19 protein-coding genes are annotated in these 14,206 nt (G+C 67.5%); 8 read left to right on the forward strand and 11 right to left on the reverse strand.

What is annotated here, in order from left to right; translation table 11 throughout:
- Nucleotides 1–22 precede the first annotated feature (22 nt).
- Nucleotides 23–1,567: a purple acid phosphatase family protein gene (locus BLV57_RS12970; RefSeq protein ID WP_091288876.1), complete on the forward strand. Its 1,545-nt coding sequence runs from the start codon at nucleotides 23–25 to the stop codon at nucleotides 1,565–1,567.
- Here BLV57_RS12970 and BLV57_RS12975 read toward each other — a convergent pair.
- From BLV57_RS12975 to BLV57_RS12995, 5 genes are all read right to left on the reverse strand, one after another.
- Nucleotides 1,564–2,478, reverse strand: coding sequence for an SMP-30/gluconolactonase/LRE family protein (locus BLV57_RS12975; RefSeq protein ID WP_091288877.1), 915 nt, complete (start codon nucleotides 2,476–2,478; stop codon nucleotides 1,564–1,566). The genes BLV57_RS12970 and BLV57_RS12975 overlap by 4 nt on opposite strands.
- 42 nt (nucleotides 2,479–2,520) lie before the next feature.
- A complete protein-coding gene (locus tag BLV57_RS12980) occupies nucleotides 2,521–3,903 on the reverse strand; it encodes an alpha/beta fold hydrolase (protein ID WP_091288878.1) in 1,383 nt (460 codons plus the stop codon).
- A gap of 64 nt (nucleotides 3,904–3,967) precedes the next feature.
- The gene (locus tag BLV57_RS12985) at nucleotides 3,968–4,594 is read right to left on the reverse strand and encodes a pyridoxine/pyridoxamine 5'-phosphate oxidase (RefSeq protein ID WP_091288879.1); all 627 of its coding nucleotides are present in this window, start codon (nucleotides 4,592–4,594) and stop codon (nucleotides 3,968–3,970) included.
- A 1-nt stretch (nucleotide 4,595) separates the two neighbouring features.
- Nucleotides 4,596–5,162: a hypothetical protein gene (locus BLV57_RS12990; protein ID WP_091288880.1), complete on the reverse strand. Its 567-nt coding sequence runs from the start codon at nucleotides 5,160–5,162 to the stop codon at nucleotides 4,596–4,598.
- Nucleotides 5,163–5,230: 68 nt separating this feature from the next.
- Complete coding sequence (locus BLV57_RS12995) at nucleotides 5,231–5,647, reverse strand: DoxX family protein (protein ID WP_245757290.1); 417 nt, start codon at nucleotides 5,645–5,647, stop codon at nucleotides 5,231–5,233.
- Nucleotides 5,648–5,919: 272 nt separating this feature from the next.
- Here BLV57_RS12995 and BLV57_RS13000 point away from each other — a divergent pair, with 272 nt between their 5' ends.
- Nucleotides 5,920–6,462, forward strand: a complete 543-nt coding sequence (locus BLV57_RS13000; RefSeq protein ID WP_091288882.1) for a DUF2020 domain-containing protein — start codon at nucleotides 5,920–5,922, stop codon at nucleotides 6,460–6,462.
- 92 nt (nucleotides 6,463–6,554) lie between these two features.
- Nucleotides 6,555–7,007, forward strand: a complete 453-nt coding sequence (locus BLV57_RS13005; protein WP_091288883.1) for a DUF6918 family protein — start codon at nucleotides 6,555–6,557, stop codon at nucleotides 7,005–7,007.
- A gap of 60 nt (nucleotides 7,008–7,067) precedes the next feature.
- On the opposite strand, the gene BLV57_RS13010 is transcribed toward BLV57_RS13005, so the two are convergent.
- Complete coding sequence (locus BLV57_RS13010) at nucleotides 7,068–7,697, reverse strand: hypothetical protein (RefSeq protein ID WP_091289123.1); 630 nt, start codon at nucleotides 7,695–7,697, stop codon at nucleotides 7,068–7,070.
- 100 nt (nucleotides 7,698–7,797) lie between these two features.
- On the opposite strand from BLV57_RS13010, the gene BLV57_RS13015 reads away from it, so the two are divergent.
- Together BLV57_RS13015 and BLV57_RS13020 are read left to right on the forward strand one after the other, a co-directional pair.
- Complete coding sequence (locus tag BLV57_RS13015; protein ID WP_176968583.1) at nucleotides 7,798–8,328, forward strand: peptidylprolyl isomerase; 531 nt, start codon at nucleotides 7,798–7,800, stop codon at nucleotides 8,326–8,328.
- 52 nt (nucleotides 8,329–8,380) lie between these two features.
- Nucleotides 8,381–9,340, forward strand: a complete 960-nt coding sequence (locus BLV57_RS13020; RefSeq protein WP_091288884.1) for a rhomboid family intramembrane serine protease — start codon at nucleotides 8,381–8,383, stop codon at nucleotides 9,338–9,340.
- Here BLV57_RS13020 and BLV57_RS13025 read toward each other — a convergent pair.
- Both BLV57_RS13025 and crgA read right to left on the reverse strand, forming a co-directional pair.
- Nucleotides 9,326–9,694: a PH domain-containing protein gene (locus BLV57_RS13025; protein WP_091288885.1), complete on the reverse strand. Its 369-nt coding sequence runs from the start codon at nucleotides 9,692–9,694 to the stop codon at nucleotides 9,326–9,328. The genes BLV57_RS13020 and BLV57_RS13025 overlap by 15 nt on opposite strands.
- Before the next feature lie 132 nt (nucleotides 9,695–9,826).
- Nucleotides 9,827–10,093: a cell division protein CrgA gene (gene crgA / locus BLV57_RS13030; protein WP_091288886.1), complete on the reverse strand. Its 267-nt coding sequence runs from the start codon at nucleotides 10,091–10,093 to the stop codon at nucleotides 9,827–9,829.
- 190 nt (nucleotides 10,094–10,283) lie between these two features.
- Here crgA and BLV57_RS13035 point away from each other — a divergent pair, with 190 nt between their 5' ends.
- From BLV57_RS13035 to BLV57_RS13045, 3 genes are read left to right on the forward strand one after another with little or no spacing between them, the layout of a single operon-like run.
- Entirely contained in the window at nucleotides 10,284–11,177 is an 894-nt protein-coding gene (locus tag BLV57_RS13035; protein ID WP_091288887.1) for a class E sortase, read from the forward strand.
- Entirely contained in the window at nucleotides 11,177–11,332 is a 156-nt protein-coding gene (locus BLV57_RS43225; RefSeq protein WP_091288888.1) for a hypothetical protein, read from the forward strand. The genes BLV57_RS13035 and BLV57_RS43225 overlap by 1 nt, the downstream gene beginning before the upstream one ends.
- Complete coding sequence (locus BLV57_RS13045) at nucleotides 11,329–12,318, forward strand: LLM class flavin-dependent oxidoreductase (protein WP_091288889.1); 990 nt, start codon at nucleotides 11,329–11,331, stop codon at nucleotides 12,316–12,318. Before BLV57_RS43225 ends, BLV57_RS13045 begins: the two co-directional genes overlap by 4 nt.
- Here the strand turns inward: BLV57_RS13045 and BLV57_RS13050 are convergent.
- From BLV57_RS13050 to BLV57_RS43235, 3 genes are all read right to left on the reverse strand, one after another.
- Nucleotides 12,287–12,679, reverse strand: coding sequence for an SCO5389 family protein (locus BLV57_RS13050; RefSeq protein WP_091288890.1), 393 nt, complete (start codon nucleotides 12,677–12,679; stop codon nucleotides 12,287–12,289). The two genes, BLV57_RS13045 and BLV57_RS13050, sit on opposite strands and share 32 nt — an antisense overlap.
- Before the next feature lie 92 nt (nucleotides 12,680–12,771).
- Nucleotides 12,772–13,497, reverse strand: coding sequence for an ABC transporter permease (locus BLV57_RS43230; protein WP_176968584.1), 726 nt, complete (start codon nucleotides 13,495–13,497; stop codon nucleotides 12,772–12,774).
- Nucleotides 13,498–13,499: 2 nt separating this feature from the next.
- Nucleotides 13,500–14,180 (reverse strand): ABC transporter ATP-binding protein, encoded by a 681-nt coding sequence (locus BLV57_RS43235; protein ID WP_176968585.1) that lies wholly within the window; start codon nucleotides 14,178–14,180, stop codon nucleotides 13,500–13,502.
- Nucleotides 14,181–14,206 lie beyond the last annotated feature (26 nt).

The following is a 14,206-nucleotide window of genomic DNA, read 5'->3' on the forward strand; positions in this document are numbered from 1 at the left end:
TCTTCCCGCTAGCGTTTTCGAGATGCCTTCCGAAAACGGGCTCTCCCGTCGTAAAGCGTTAGGCCTGCTCGGCGCGGGCGCGGCAACTCCCTTGCTGGGAACGGACATCGCGGCGGCGGCGGCACCCGCCTTCGTGCTGACCCCCGGCGCGGCGGGCGCCCCGCCGGTCGCGGGGCTGCATCTGACCTTCGGGTCGGATCCGGCGCGGCAGATGATCGTCTCGTGGATCACCGACTCGCCGGTGCGCAATCCGCGGGTGCTGTTCGGCGGGCTGGACACCGGGTTCGGGGCGTGCGCGCAGGCGCGGACCCGCACCTATGTGGACGGCGCGTCGAACCGGACCGTCTACGTGCACCACGCGCGGCTCGAGCGGCTGCGGCCGGACACGTCCTACGTGTACGCCGCGCAGCACGACGGCGCCGGCCCCGACGCCGGGACGTTCCGGACGGCGCCGGGTGGGCGGGCGGCGTTCACGTTCACGAGTTTCGGTGACCAGTCGACGCCGCACGCCACGTGGAACGCGGAAGGCGCGCCGGCGCTGACCATCGCGGGCGCCCCGGCCGCGGCGGACATCGTGGCGGGCATCGAACGGGTCGCGCCGCTGTTCCACCTGCTCAACGGCGATCTCTGTTACGCCAACCTGGAACTCGACCGTATCCGCACCTGGAACGGCTTCTTCCAGAACAACGCCAGGTCCGCGCGGTTCCGGCCGTGGATGCCAGCGGCGGGCAACCACGAGGTCGAAAAGCTGAACGGGCCCATCGGATTCAACGCTTTCCAGACCTACTTCACGGTTCCGGACGGCGACACCGATTCCGAACTCAACGGGCTCTGGTACGCGTTCACCGCGGGTTCGGTGCGGGTCATCGTGCTGCAGAACGAAGACAACTGCTTCCAGGACGGCGCGGAGTATTACCTGCACGGTTTCTCCGGTGGCCGCCAGCAGGCCTTCCTGGAACGGGAACTGCGTGCCGCGCGGGCGTCGCGGGACATCGACTGGATCGTCGTCGCCATGCACCAGGTGATGATGAGCTCGGCCGACGCCAGCGGGGGAGACATGGGCCTCCGGCAGGCATACGGCCCGCTGTTCGACCAATACGGCGTCGACCTGGTCGTGTGCGGACACGAACACCACTACGAGCGAACGCTCGCGGTGCGTGGTGTGGTCTCCGGAAGCGAGACGCTGACGCCGAATCCGGCATCCACCGCGACCGACGTCGTGGATACTTCACAGGGGACGGTTCACATGGTTCTCGGTGGCGGCGGGGTTTCGCGGCCGACGAATCACCTGTTCTTCCCGCAGGGCAAGGCGAAGGTGATCACCGGCGTCGGCGAGCCTGGCCCGAACGGCAAGCGGCCGTCGAAGTACGCCTTCGAAAGCGCTGTCTGGTCGGCGAAACGCGATGCTGAACATCCCTATGGTTTCGCGGCTTTCACCGTCGATCCCGGGCGGCGGCCCGGAGACCTCACCCGGATGCACGTGACCTACTACAACGTGAACAAGCCCTACGGCGAACTTTCCGTCTTCGAGCAGTTCACATTGCAGCGGCCACGTGCGGACGGCTAGAACCTCGGAACGGCGATCACGTTGAACGTGGTGTCCGGCGTCTGCGGCGAGCTGAACCGCGCGTTCGGCAGGTAAAGCCTGCCGGCGAACGGAGCCACGGTCGTCGGCACGTCGAACCGAGGATCGGTCGCCTTCTTGAGCAGCTTGCCGGATGAGCCAGTGCGGTCGAGCGCGAATTTCGCGATCGTGTTGAGCCGGTTCTGCACGACGTAGAGCGTGGAGCCCTGGCGCAGCAGGCCGTCGCCGTTGGTCAGCGTCTCGCCGCCGAGGTCGGTCAGCGTGGTCGCGCCGGTCCTAGGGTCGACCTTGAGCAGCTTGCCGTCGGCGACGACGAGCAGCGACTTGCCGTCCGGGCTGGTGACGATGCCGTTGCCGAACACCGCGGTCGGCAGGCCGGTGCCGGTCAGCGGCACGGTCACCGACTGGTCGGGCAGCGAACCATGCCGCCCGAGCGGCAGTTTGTAGAGCACCGGCGCGCGCGTGTCGGTGAACCAGGCCGCGTCGTCGGTCAGGATGACGTCGTTGATGAACGTCGAAGCCGCCGTCGTGAGCTGGTAGGTCTTGATGACCGCCCCGGTGCGCGCGTCGACGATCCGCGCCTGGCCGCTGGCCGCGCCGGAGACGAACAGCCGTCCGCGGTCGTCGAGCTTCAACCCGAGCGAGGCCGAACCCGCGCCTGGGCCTTTGCTGAAGAACTCGCCTTTTCCGTCGAGCAGGTTGATGCGATAGAGCGAGCCGTCGGCGCGTGAGCCGAGATACGCGGTGTGCCCGCCGATCTCGATGCCTTCCGGCATGAAGCCGTTGGGCAGCGGAATGGTCGCGGGCAGCTCGTGCGCCTGAGCGACCGGCGTGGTGAACAAGGACAGTGCGAGTGCGGCAATTGCCGCGAAAGCCCCGAATCTCCTGGTCATCCTCGCAGTCTTGTGCCGATCAGCGCTCTTTGGCCAGCGACCTCAGTGAATCGACAGGAACTCGGCGACCGCGTCCCGTCCAGCGTGACCCTGTTCGCGGTTCTGAATGGAGTGCGAGGCGCCCTTGACGATCACCACCTTCCCCTGCGGCGCGACCTTGGCCTCCTCGAACGCCCATTCCATCGGCGTCGACAGGTCGTGGTCGCCGTTGAGCAGCAAGGTCGGCACGTCCGGCAGCTTCCCGGCAGGGTTCGAACTCGGCCGCTCGGCAGGCCAGTTCAGACAGGTCTGGATGAAGCCCTGACCGGTCGCGACAGCTGGGCTGAACGGCCAGGTGTCGCCAGTAGTAAGCCGCTTTTCCGCGATTTTCAGCAATGCTGGCCGAATAAAGTTCGGTGTAGCGGCATTTCCCCACGGGAAACGTTGGTCCGCGCACAAAGTCGCCGCATGCAGGCCCGAGCTGAAATCGGTGACCGCGTCGCCGCCGGAGGCGAGATTCCTCAGCAGCGAGTCGAGGTTCGCGGTGTCACCCGCGCGTGCCGAGTGCAGCGCGCTGATGAGATCGGTGCCCATCACCGACGGGTCGCGATAGCTCGGGTCGACGAACTCGTAGGTGACGATCATGTCGAACAACGCCACGCCCGCCGCGGTGTCGCGGTTCTTCACGAGCCAGGCGAGGTCCTCGGCCGGATCGAACCCGCAGGCCGGAGCCGCGGCGCAGGCGTCGCGCAGGACACGGGCGTGTGCCTTGAGACTGGTCAGGTAGAGCGAGTCTTTGGCCGTCGCGTGGTGGGGGAGCACCGAGTCGAGGATGACCTTCGAGACGTTTCCCGGATGCGCGATCGCGTACCTGGCAGCGGTGAGCGAGCCGTAGGAAACACCGTCGACCACGATCTTCCGCGCGCCGACGGCCTGGCGTAGCCGATCGAGATCGGCCGTCGTCGAATCGCTGCCATAGAACTGCGCGGTGTCACCGAGTATCCGCGCGCATTCGGCGACCGCCTCGCGGGTGGGTGGCTCGATGTCCGAGCTGCCGACCTGCGCCTGCAGCTGCGGGCAGTCGATCGCGTTCGTGCCGGTGCCGCGCTGGTCGATCATGACCAGCCGGTAGTCCTTGAACACCTCGGGCATCCGCCCGCTGATCTTGGTGGTGAACGGCGCACCCGGCTGACCGGGCCCGCCGGTGAGGAACAGCAGCACGCCCTTGGGCGCGTCGACGTTGTTCGCCGTCGCGACCTGGAGCTTGAGCGTGCCGGGCCGATGGCCGCGGTAGTCCAGCGGCACGGTCAGCGTGGAGCAGGTGAACTTCGCGTCGTGTGCGCAGGCGTGCGCGTCCTCCAGTCGCGGGCCCGCCGCGACGGCGGGCGTGACGAGACCGGCGGACAGAGCGATGGCTCCGGCGAGCACGAGCAGCTTCGATCGCATGCCTCGATTCTGCACCGGCGCACCGACAAAAATCCGCGATATCGGCGAGAGCAGGGGTGTGCGGCTAAGGCCAGAGCAGCTCGCGGACCCAGCCGCCGTTCTCGAGCCGGTACCGCAGCCGGACGTGACGGCGGTCGATCGCGCCCTGCCAGAACTCGGCGACGGTCGGCGCGAAGACGTATCGCTGCCAGGAAACCGGCCGCAGCTCCGGGTTTTCGCGCAGCGCCCGCTCGACCTCCGCGCCGGCGCGGACGAGTTCCGCGTGGCTCTCCAGCACTTCCGACTGGTGGCCGAGCAGCACTTCGGCCTTGGACAGCGGCGAGCGGTTGTCGAAGTCGTCGAAGCTGGCGTCCGCCGAGGCCCGCGTGACCCGGCCGCGCAAGCGGACCTGGCGGCCACGGCCCGGCCAGAAGAACGTGAGCGCTGCTCGCGAATCCTGGTCCAGCTGAGCGGCTTTCGGACTGTCCAGGCTGGTCGAGAACGCCCAGCCGTCGTCGTCGACCCCGCGCAGCACGACCACGCGCGCGTCGGGACCGTCTTCGTCCACTGTGGACAACGTGACCGCATGCGGCGCGAGCACATGCTCGCCCGCTTCGGCGACCCACTCCAGGAAAAGATCGTGCGGCTTCTCGGGTGCGGCCTCGGTGTCGAACCCCGGCAGCTCGTCGGGAAAGGACGGCCAGCGGAACAAGTCAGTACCCCTGCGGCTGCTGCGGCGGCTGGCCCTGCCAACCAGGCTGCTGCTGTTGCTGCTGCCACTGGACCTGCTGATAGGCCTCGGCCGGCTGCGGGAAACAGAACGTGAGCTTGGCGTTCACCGACCCCTGGATGGCCGCGCCCCAGAACTTCCCGCCGACGAACGCGTACATCGCGCCCGCGGTCGTGTCGACGGCGACCATCCGCGTCTCGCCGCCGAACTGGTTGCTCGACTTCGCCATCGCGACCTGGGCGGCGTCCGGGTACACACGCGGGCTGACCAGCCCGGCGATCACCACCGAAGCCGCCGTCCAGCCGACGGTGCCCATCACGTTCGCGCGCGCGTGCTGGGTGGCGCGGCCGGTGAAGTCGTAGAGCGCGGCGGCGTTGACCTCCGGCGTCGCGGCGGCGACCACGCAGTAGTTCATCGTCGACAGCATCACCGACTCGGTGAACAGCCCGACGACGGCGACGGCCGGTCCGATCTGGACGGTGTTGAGCCGCCCACCGGTGCGCTGGACGCGCTCGGCCACCACACCGAGGTACTGCTCCGGGGTGAGCACGCGTGGATCCTCCCTCGCCGACTCGGGTCAGGCGTCCATCGTCGCACGCGTGCTCACCCCGAAGCGGCTCAATGGGCCGTTTCCACCTTGGCCGGGTGGTGTCGCTTGAGCACGCCCTCGAGTGCCCACTTGCCGTTGCCGAGGAACGCGATCAGCAGGAACCCCCAGCAGAACAGCGCGGCCAGCTCACCGCCGTTCGCGATCGGCAGCAGATTCGTCGGCTGGTGCGCGGTGAAGTACGCGTACGCCATCGAGCCGGAGCAGATGATCGCGGCGCCCCTCGTGCCGATGCCGAGCAGCACCAGCGCACCACCGACGAACTGGATCAGCGACGCCCACCAGCCTGGCCAGGCGAAGGCCTCGGCCGCGGCTTTCGCGCCGAAGATGCCAAAGAGCTTCGCGGCGCCATGGATGAAGAAGAGGAACCCCAATACGATCCTGAAGAGGCCAATGACGTGGTCACGCCCTTGGTCGAAGAGTTTCACTGTTGCCTCCATGCAGGGTGAAGGAAACCAACAGGGTAAAAGTGGCGAACATCACAGAGCGACACTTTGTGTGATTGATCCGATACTCGCCGGTTGGTGAACCAACCCGCGCCTTGCTTCGTGTGTCTGTTAACGGCCACTACGTCGCATTGGTGGATTCGCGCAGGTGAGCGGCCTGCAAGCGCTCCTGCGGGCGGAAGCTCGGTGGCTGGTTGGAGTGTCGCGCGTCACGTCCTCGCCGCAGGGGGCCGACATGGTCTACTGGCCGCGCTATGCGACGCCTCTTCTTTCTCACCGCGCTCGCCGCGGCCGCCGCGATGGCCGCCGGCTGCTCGCCGGACACGTCCGCCGGACCCGCTTCGGCGGCGGCTCCGAGCGCCGCGCCGTCGTCTTCGGCTGCCCCGGAGATCCCGCCGGAGCCCAAGCCGTCAGCTGACGGTCCGTGTCCGTTCCTCGAAAAGTCCTTCGTCGCGCAGGCCAACGGCCAGCAGGTGTCGAAGATCCGGATATCAGCGGACAAACCGCATCCGACCTGCTTCTTTTACGCATTGAGCGGCAAACTGCAGCTGACCGTGCGGGTCTATTCCGGCGACAGCGCGGTCGCGCGGGCACTGGTCGACCAGGCCGCGCCGGTTGCGACGAGTAATCCGGCGAGCGAACCCGCGGGCTGGAATGGCGGTTATCTGTCTACTGACAGTGGCGCCGTGTACGCCGTTTGGCAGCGTGGGTCCGCCATTGTGGTGACCACGAATCAGAAGCAAAGTGTCAAGGCGCGTACGGTGGCCGTGCAGGCTATCGGCAGCCTGAAGCTGTAAGTAGTGGGCTCCACACGTAAGAGTGAAGTTGATCTTGTACTAACCTGTGCCTCCTCCCCCGTGTACTTCGATTTATCAAGAAGGAACGTTTCGTGGCTGACACCTTGAAGGAAATCCTGCTCGACTCCGCTCGTCGCCCGCAGGTCGTGACCGACTTCGAGACCCTGATCGACCAGGAAGTCTCGGACAAGGGCGGTGTCTCCGGCGCCGTCGTCAAGACCGGTTTCGCCGCGATCAAGAAGATCAAGCCGGGCATCATCCCGTCGGCCGTCGACAGCCTGCTCGACGACTTCTCGCAGTCGCTCGAGCCGTTCTACGCCGCGTTCAAGGCCCAGGGTGGTGGCGACTTCGGTGCCTACCTGGCCGGCCGCTCCGACGAGGCTTCGGACGCGCTGCTGACCGTCACGGACGCCCGCGCCGAGCGCAGCAGCCGCGACAGCATCAAGTCCGTCTACAAGAAGCTGCGTGGCGGCGCCAAGAAGAACGTGGAAGAGGCGCTCCCGCGCGTCGGCCAGCTGGTCGACAAGCACGCCGCCACCGCGTGAGCTGACTGAGCCAAACGAAAGGCCCGGGAGTTCGACTCCCGGGCCTTTTCGCGTCTCGAGCTACTTCTTGTCAGCGCCGGACTTGGTCTCCGTCTGCTGACCGTTGCGCTGTGCCGGCGGGTTCGCCGCCTTCGGCGCAGCGGGCTTGGCAGCCGGGGTGGCGGGCTTCGGCGCCTGCGGCGGAGCGGGGGCCACCGGCGGCTCCTGCTTCGACCTCAGCACGTAGGCCGTACCGGCGGCGACAGCGCCCAGGCCGAGGATCCACGGCCAGCGGCGGCGCTTGCGCCCACCCTTGGCGGCGGTCTTGGCCTCGATCAGCGCGGCCTTGAAGTCCTTCTTCGCGTTCTTGAAGTCCTTCTTGCCGCGACGCTTCGACTCACCGGCAGCCTTGGCCGCCTTGATCGCGGCCTTCTTGGCCTTGCGACCCGGCTTGCGCATCTCGGCGAGACGCGCGATCGCCTCCTTGCGGGCGGCGGCCGAGCTGCGCTTGAGCTCCTTGCGGGTCTTCTTCGTCTTGCTCGCGAGCTGCTTGCGCGCCTTGCGTCCACGCACGCTCGCCTCTTCGGCGGCTGCTTCGACGACCGGCGCGATGGCCTCGGCGCCTGCCTTACCAGCCTCGATGGCTTTCTCACGCAGGCCGAGCAGGCCGGTCTTCACCGACTCACTCACCGAATCCGCGGCCCGAGCCATGGCCTTCACCTCATCATCCGTTGGGTATTCGTTGTGTTGTACGTCTGTTGTCCTCAACCTATCGTGCCCCTTTCCCCCGGATTTCGCCGCAGATGGCACCATGAAGCGCGTGACTGACTCGTTGAAGGCCACCCTGCACACCAACAAGGGTGATATCCACCTGACCCTGTTCCCAAACCACGCGCCGAAGACCGTCGCGAACTTCGTCGAGCTGGCGGAGGGCACCAGGGAGTACACGACCGAGAACGCCACCGGCGGCAAGACGGGTCCGTTCTACGACGGCTCGATCTTCCACCGCGTGATCGACGGCTTCATGCTGCAGGGCGGTGACCCCACCGGCACCGGCCGCGGCGGCCCCGGCTACAAGTTCGCGGACGAGTTCCACCCGGAGCTGCAGTTCAGCAAGCCGTACCTGCTGGCCATGGCGAACGCCGGGCCCGGCACCAACGGCTCGCAGTTCTTCATCACCGTCGCGAAGACGCCGCACCTCAACTTCAAGCACACCATCTTCGGTGAGGTCGTCGACGAGGCGTCGCAGGCCGTCGTGGACGCCATCGGCCGCACCGCGACCGGTCCCGGCGACAGGCCGCTCGAGGACGTCGTGATCGAGAAGGTCAGCATCACCCGCTGACCTCCCGGCATCACGCGGTGATCACGGGATTACGGGTAGGTTGGTTCCTATCGTGAGCCAGCCCCCGTATCCCCAGATTCCGGAGTCTGCCGCGCTGCCTGGCTGCTGGTGGCATCCCAAGCGACAGACCGGTCTCAGTTGTGTCCGCTGCGGCCGACCGGCCTGCCCGGACTGCCTCCGCGAAGCCGCCGTCGGCTTCCAGTGCGTCGACTGCGTTTCCTCCGGGCAGCGCGTCGACAAAGAGCAGCGCAAGCAGTACGAAGCCGCGGGCTACGGCCAGCGCACGATCACCGGCGCCAGGATGCCGAGGCGCATCGTCGTCACGCCGGTGCTGATCGCGCTCAACGTGCTGGTCTTCCTGCTGACCGTCGTCCAGTCCGGCAGCCTGAGCAACAACAACGGCGGCTCCGAGATCGGGACCGCCGGCTGGCTCGACTCCGTCCTCGTCGCGCACGAGGGTGAGTACTGGCGGCTGTTCACCAGCGGTTTCCTGCACGACGGCCTGCTGCACATCTCGGTCAACATGTTCTCGCTGTGGATGCTCGGCCGCGATCTCGAACGCGCGATGGGCCCGCTCCGCTACACGGCCGCCTACCTGGTCTCGATGCTCGGCGGTTCCGTCGCCGTGGTGCTCTTCGCACCCGATCGGCCCGTCGTCGGCGCCTCCGGGGCCATCTACGGCCTGCTGGGCGCGATCCTCGTCGCGCTGCTCCGGCTGAAGCTCAATCCCACCCAGGCGCTGGTCGTGATCGGCGTGAACCTGGTGCTGAGCGTCTCGATCCCGGGCATCTCGCTCTTCGCCCACCTCGGTGGCCTGGTCGCCGGCGCGATCGTGATGGCCGCGATGGTCTACGCGCCTGAGAAGAGCAGGGCCGCTTGGCAAGCCGGGATGACCGCGCTGGTCACGGTCGCACTGCTCGGCATGTTCGTCATCGGCAATTCCAGGCTGAACGAACAGACCTGTGTGGTCGCGCCGCAGCGCGACCACTACGTGTGCTCAGCCAGCTCGTAGCGCCGAAAGCACGTCCAGCACGTCGCGGGGGTCCTCGCCGAGGTCCATCCTGCCGAACACCAGCAGCCGGTCCTCGGCTTCGATCTCCAGCGTCACGCCGTCCCGGCCGAGCCGCCTGGTGGTGCGCAACCGCACCCTGGTGATGCCCCAGGGCAGCAGGACCGAGCCCGTGAGGGTCTTGGCCCTGATGCCCCGGCTGTCGGCGCTCAGGCGCGGCCTGACGAGGGTGGAGTGCAGTGCGAACGCCCCGGCGACCAGCGTGACGAGCCCGAACAGGATCGCGCCACGTGGGTCACCGCCGACCGCGGTCGTGATGGTGCCGACCGAGGCCAAGGCGGTGATCAGCCATGCCACGGCGAGTACCGCGGGGGCCGGAGCCCAGCTGGCCGGTGAGTTATCCACAGGGGTTGTCCACAATGGGGATGGAGTCACACCGATGTAATTCGGCGTCAAGCCGCCATTCGGGGTAACTGTGACCGGTGAAGGTCAGCGCCACTTCATGGTCATGAACAGCCCACCGATGATGAGCGCGAACCCGATCGCGAAGTTCCAGTTGCCGAGATCGGTCAGGAAGGGGATCTTGGGCCCGGCGATGTAGTTCAGCACGAGCCAGACCAGCCCGATCACCATCAACCCGAACATCACGATCAGGTAGAGGGGGTGCGACGGCCCGGCTGCCTTGATCTTCACCGGCGTGCGCCGGTCGGCGGGCGGGGTGTACGCCGTCTTCTTGCGGACCTTGGACTTCGGCATGGGTCAATCCTCGCGTGGTGATCGTCTCGGCTGGTGGCGATGACCCGCGGACTTCGGGTGCGCAACCAGCGCCACGTGCACACGTTAACGTAAATGACCGCGTTAGAGCACCGGGGACGATCGGTTGATTTCCCGCACTGTGACAATCGAGTCACAGAGGGTTCATGGCGGTGCCTGAGAGGAGCTGTGCGTGCCTACGCGATACGACGGAGACCGGGACTACGAGGGCCCGGACTCGGCTGGAGCCGTCGCGACCGAGCGTCGCGGGCCCGGTGGCGGGGCGACCGCCGTCCGCACGATCGGCGAGATCCTCATAACCGCTGGTCTGGTGGTGTTGCTGTTCGTCGTCTACGAGCTCTACATCACCGACATCTTCTCGGCGAACAAGCAGGCGAACGCCAACACGGTGCTCGACGACGAGTGGAAGAACGACCGCACGCTGCACCCCGACCTCGTCGAGGGCCAGGCGTTCGCGCGGATGTACATCCCCGAGTTCGGCGCCGACTACCACTTCACGATCCAGGAGGGGACCACCGAGAAATCCCTCGTGGTCGGTCCAGGGCACTACGTCGGCACCCCACTGCCGGGTGAACCCGGCAACTTCGCGGTGGCCGGGCACCGGGTCGGCAAGGGCGCGCCGTTCAACGATCTGGACGAGCTGCACTCCTGCTCGGCGATCATCATCGAGACGCACACCGACTTCTACGTCTACAAGGTGCTGCCGTACGAAGACGAGCAGAAGGGCTGGGAGACCGGCAAGGGCCAGCAGCCGGACTGCCGGGGCGTGTCCACCCTGCGCGACCCGAACCAGCCCGACGGCGGCGCGTACGGCAAGACGGTCGGCCGCAAGGTCGTCGCGCCGAACCGCGGCGACGCCACCAACCCGGTGCCGTACCAGCCGAAGGACATCCTGCCTGCCGCAGGCCAGGTATCACTGCTCACGCTGACCACCTGCCACCCGCAGTTCTCCGCGCGGGAGCGGCTCATCATCCACTCGGTGCTGACCCGCCAGGTGGCGAAGACCGAAGTCGGCACCATCGCCGAACTGACCGAGAAGCTCAAGACCGCCGGGGAGACGCGCTGATGTACGCCTGGATCTGGCGGGTTCTGCCAGGAAACGTGGCCGTGAAGGCCGCGCTGGCCGCCGTGCTCATCGCCGGTGTGGTGGCGCTGCTGTTCTTCGTCGTCTTCCCGTGGGCCGAGCCGCTGCTGCCGTTCAACGACGTCTCGGTTCAGTGAGGCGCTTCGGCGTCTTCCTGATCAGCGGCCGGTTCCCCGGTCAGAAGGACTCCGAGGTGCTGCGCCGGACGGTGGCGGCGATCGAGGCGGCCGAGCGGGCGGGCTTCGACGACGTCTGGCTGGCCGAGCACCACTTCATGCCGTACGGCGTGTGCCCGTCCGCGGTGACGCTGGCGGCGCACGCGCTCGGCCGGACCAGGCGGATCGTCATCGGCACCGCGGTCAGCGTGCTGTCGGTGACCCATCCGGTGGCGCTGGCCGAGCAGTGGTCGACGCTGGACGCGGTGTCCGGCGGCCGGTTCCGGCTCGGCGTCGGCCGCGGCGGGCCGTGGCAGGACCTCGAGGTCTTCGGCACCGGGCTGGACCGCTACGAGCGCGGGTTCGAGGAGGCGCTCGATCTGCTGCTGCGCGCGATGCGGGGCGGCGAGGTCGAAGCGCGGGGTGAGCATTTCTCGTTCCGGCCGGTGCCGATGGTGCCGGAGCCAGACCGCCGGGAGCGGCCGCCGGTGCTCGTCGCCGGTTCGCCGAGGCTGGCCGCCGAACGGGGCCTGCCGATGCTGCTCGGGCTGGACCGCGACGACGAGGAGAAGGCCGCGCTGGTGGCCGAGCACGGTTCGCCGGACGGCCATGTGTCGACCGTGCTGTGCCAGGTCGGCGAAGACGCGGGCGACATCGTCCGCGCGAAGCTGCCCGGCTGGCTGGACATCGGCCTGGCGGCGCACGTGACCGTCGACGGCAGGGCGCGCGCCAAGCGTGATCCTTGGGAGTACACGGAAAAGCTGTGCCGGATCCATCCGGTCGGCAGCCCCGACTACTGCATCGCGCGGCTCGAAGAGGGAATCCGCCGTGCCGGTGTCTCCCACGTGATCATGATGGTGGAAGCCACCGGCACGACGGCCGGGACGGTGGAGAACATCGAGCGCATCGGCGCTCAAGTGCTTCCTTACTTAAGGGCTAGCAGTCCCGCAGTTCCGGGCTCTGGTTGAGCAGCTGACCACGGGCGGAGATGAAGGCCCGGTAGCGGTCGCTGTCCACCTCGGCCAGCCGGAACGCGCCGACGCGGTGGCAGTTCTGGAAGGCGAGCTTCACGCCGAAGTGCCGTTCGAGGCCGCCGCGGATGGCGTCCGAAGCCAGCGCGCGCAGCAGCTGACCGCGCTCGGCCTCGCTCGGCGGTGGGGTCTCGTGGTCCGCGAAGCCTTCGGAGGAACCCTTCAGGTCCGCGATCACCGTGGTGATCACCTCCCAGGCGTAGGGCAGTGATTCCTGCACACAGGCGACGAACTCCGCGTCGTCCACTTCGCCACGCTCGGCTTTTTCCAGCAGGGCGGGGGAAACATCCAGCGACATCGAACCTCCATGAGTTGGCACTTACCTGGCTACTCGGTGGCTGGCACACCCACAAGAGAAAACGATGATCATCACCACTTTGGCGGATTTCATTACTCCCAGCGGAAGACCTTCGCGGCGAGTGCCGCGGTCCCGATGGCCGCACCCGCCAGCACCACCAGCTGGAGTGGCTGCGCGCCGGCGCCGGTCCACGACTCTTCGAGCGCCTGGATACCCGGCGGCAGATACGCGCCGATGCGCTGGATGACCTCCGGCAGGAACTGCCTCGGCACGTAGACCCCGCCGAAGAACATGATCGGGATGAACGCGAGCATCGCGATCCCGCTCGCGGTCTTGGCCGTCTTCGCGAGCGCGGCCGAGAGCAGTCCCAGGCTGAACACCGAAACCGTGCCGAGCACCAGCGCGAGCAGGAAGCTGAGCGGATGACGCGGGCCGGGGATGCCGAAGACGGCCGCACCGGCCACGATCAGCAGGCCGATCCCGAGCAGCGCGGTCGTCACGTGCACCAAGAGCTGCGCGACGAGCAGGTTCGCCGGATGCACGGGAGTTGTCGCCATCCGGCGCAGTACCCCGGTTTCGCGGTAGGTCGCGACGGCGGCCGGGATCGCCTGCAGGCCCAGCATGGCGAGCGCGACCACGATCATCGACGGCGCCCAGCCGTCGATGAACCGGCGGCCGTTCTCCACCGCGCGCATGCCCGGTATCGCGCCGATCGCGAGCAGTAGCACGGCGGGGAACAACAGGCCGAACGCAGTGAAGAACGGCGCGCGCAGCGCCAGCTTCGCTTCGGTGGCGGTGAGTTTGGTGAGCGCGGACATGGTCAGTTCCTCCCGGTCAGTGCGACGAACGCGTCGTCCAAGTTGGCGGTGCCGGCGGCGGTCATCAGGCCTGCCGGGGTGTCGGTGGCGACGACGCGGCCGTTGTCGAAGACGGCCACGCGGTCGCAGAGGCGCTGCGCCTCGTCCATGAAGTGGCTGACCAGCAGGATCGTCACGCCGCGCTCGCGCACGGCCTCGATGACCTTCCAGATGTCGCGGCGGGCGTGCGGGTCCAGTCCGGTGGTGAGCTCGTCGAGCACCGCGATCTCGGGATCACCGACGAGTGCCAGCGCGATCGACACGCGCTGCTTCTGGCCGCCGGAGAGCTTGCCGAACTTCCGCTCGGCGAGCTCAGTGAGGCCGAGCTGGTCCAGCAAGGCCACGGGATCGGCGGGTTGTCGATAAAACGATGCGTACAGCTCAAGTGCTTCGCGGACCTTGAGCTTCTCTGGCAGCTTGGCTTCCTGCAGCTGGGCGCCGATTTTCTCCTTGGCGGGCGCGGAGATCGACCCGGCGTCGGGGTGGCGGAGGCCGAGCAGGCATTCGACGGTCGTCGTCTTGCCTGCACCGTTCGTGCCGAGGATCCCGAAGATTTCGCCTGGTTCCACGTGGAACGAGACGTCATCGACAGCGACGGTGCCCGGGTAGCTCTTGCGGAGGTTCTTGACTTCGACGATTGGCATGCCGAAAACGCTATTGACCAGGCGTT

The sequence above is a fragment of the Amycolatopsis xylanica genome (assembly GCF_900107045.1).
GTDB classification, from domain to species: Bacteria; Actinomycetota; Actinomycetes; order Mycobacteriales; family Pseudonocardiaceae; genus Amycolatopsis; species Amycolatopsis xylanica.

What these genes read in the sequence shown, in the direction of transcription:
- BLV57_RS13010 (WP_091289123.1), bottom strand. Translation starts at nt 7,697, where the DNA reads ATGGCTCGGGCCGCGGATTCGGTGAGTGAGTCGGTGAAGACCGGCCTG.
- BLV57_RS12980 (WP_091288878.1), bottom strand. Translation starts at nt 3,903, where the DNA reads ATGCGATCGAAGCTGCTCGTGCTCGCCGGAGCCATCGCTCTGTCCGCC.
- BLV57_RS43230 (WP_176968584.1), bottom strand. Translation starts at nt 13,497, where the DNA reads ATGTCCGCGCTCACCAAACTCACCGCCACCGAAGCGAAGCTGGCGCTG.
- BLV57_RS13000 (WP_091288882.1), top strand. Translation starts at nt 5,920, where the DNA reads ATGCGACGCCTCTTCTTTCTCACCGCGCTCGCCGCGGCCGCCGCGATG.
- BLV57_RS13050 (WP_091288890.1), bottom strand. Translation starts at nt 12,679, where the DNA reads ATGTCGCTGGATGTTTCCCCCGCCCTGCTGGAAAAAGCCGAGCGTGGC.
- BLV57_RS13015 (WP_176968583.1), top strand. Translation starts at nt 7,798, where the DNA reads ATGAAGCGCGTGACTGACTCGTTGAAGGCCACCCTGCACACCAACAAG.
- crgA (WP_091288886.1), bottom strand. Translation starts at nt 10,093, where the DNA reads ATGCCGAAGTCCAAGGTCCGCAAGAAGACGGCGTACACCCCGCCCGCC.
- BLV57_RS43225 (WP_091288888.1), top strand. Translation starts at nt 11,177, where the DNA reads ATGTACGCCTGGATCTGGCGGGTTCTGCCAGGAAACGTGGCCGTGAAG.
- BLV57_RS43235 (WP_176968585.1), bottom strand. Translation starts at nt 14,180, where the DNA reads ATGCCAATCGTCGAAGTCAAGAACCTCCGCAAGAGCTACCCGGGCACC.
- BLV57_RS12970 (WP_091288876.1), top strand. Translation starts at nt 23, where the DNA reads ATGCCTTCCGAAAACGGGCTCTCCCGTCGTAAAGCGTTAGGCCTGCTC.
- BLV57_RS12975 (WP_091288877.1), bottom strand. Translation starts at nt 2,478, where the DNA reads ATGACCAGGAGATTCGGGGCTTTCGCGGCAATTGCCGCACTCGCACTG.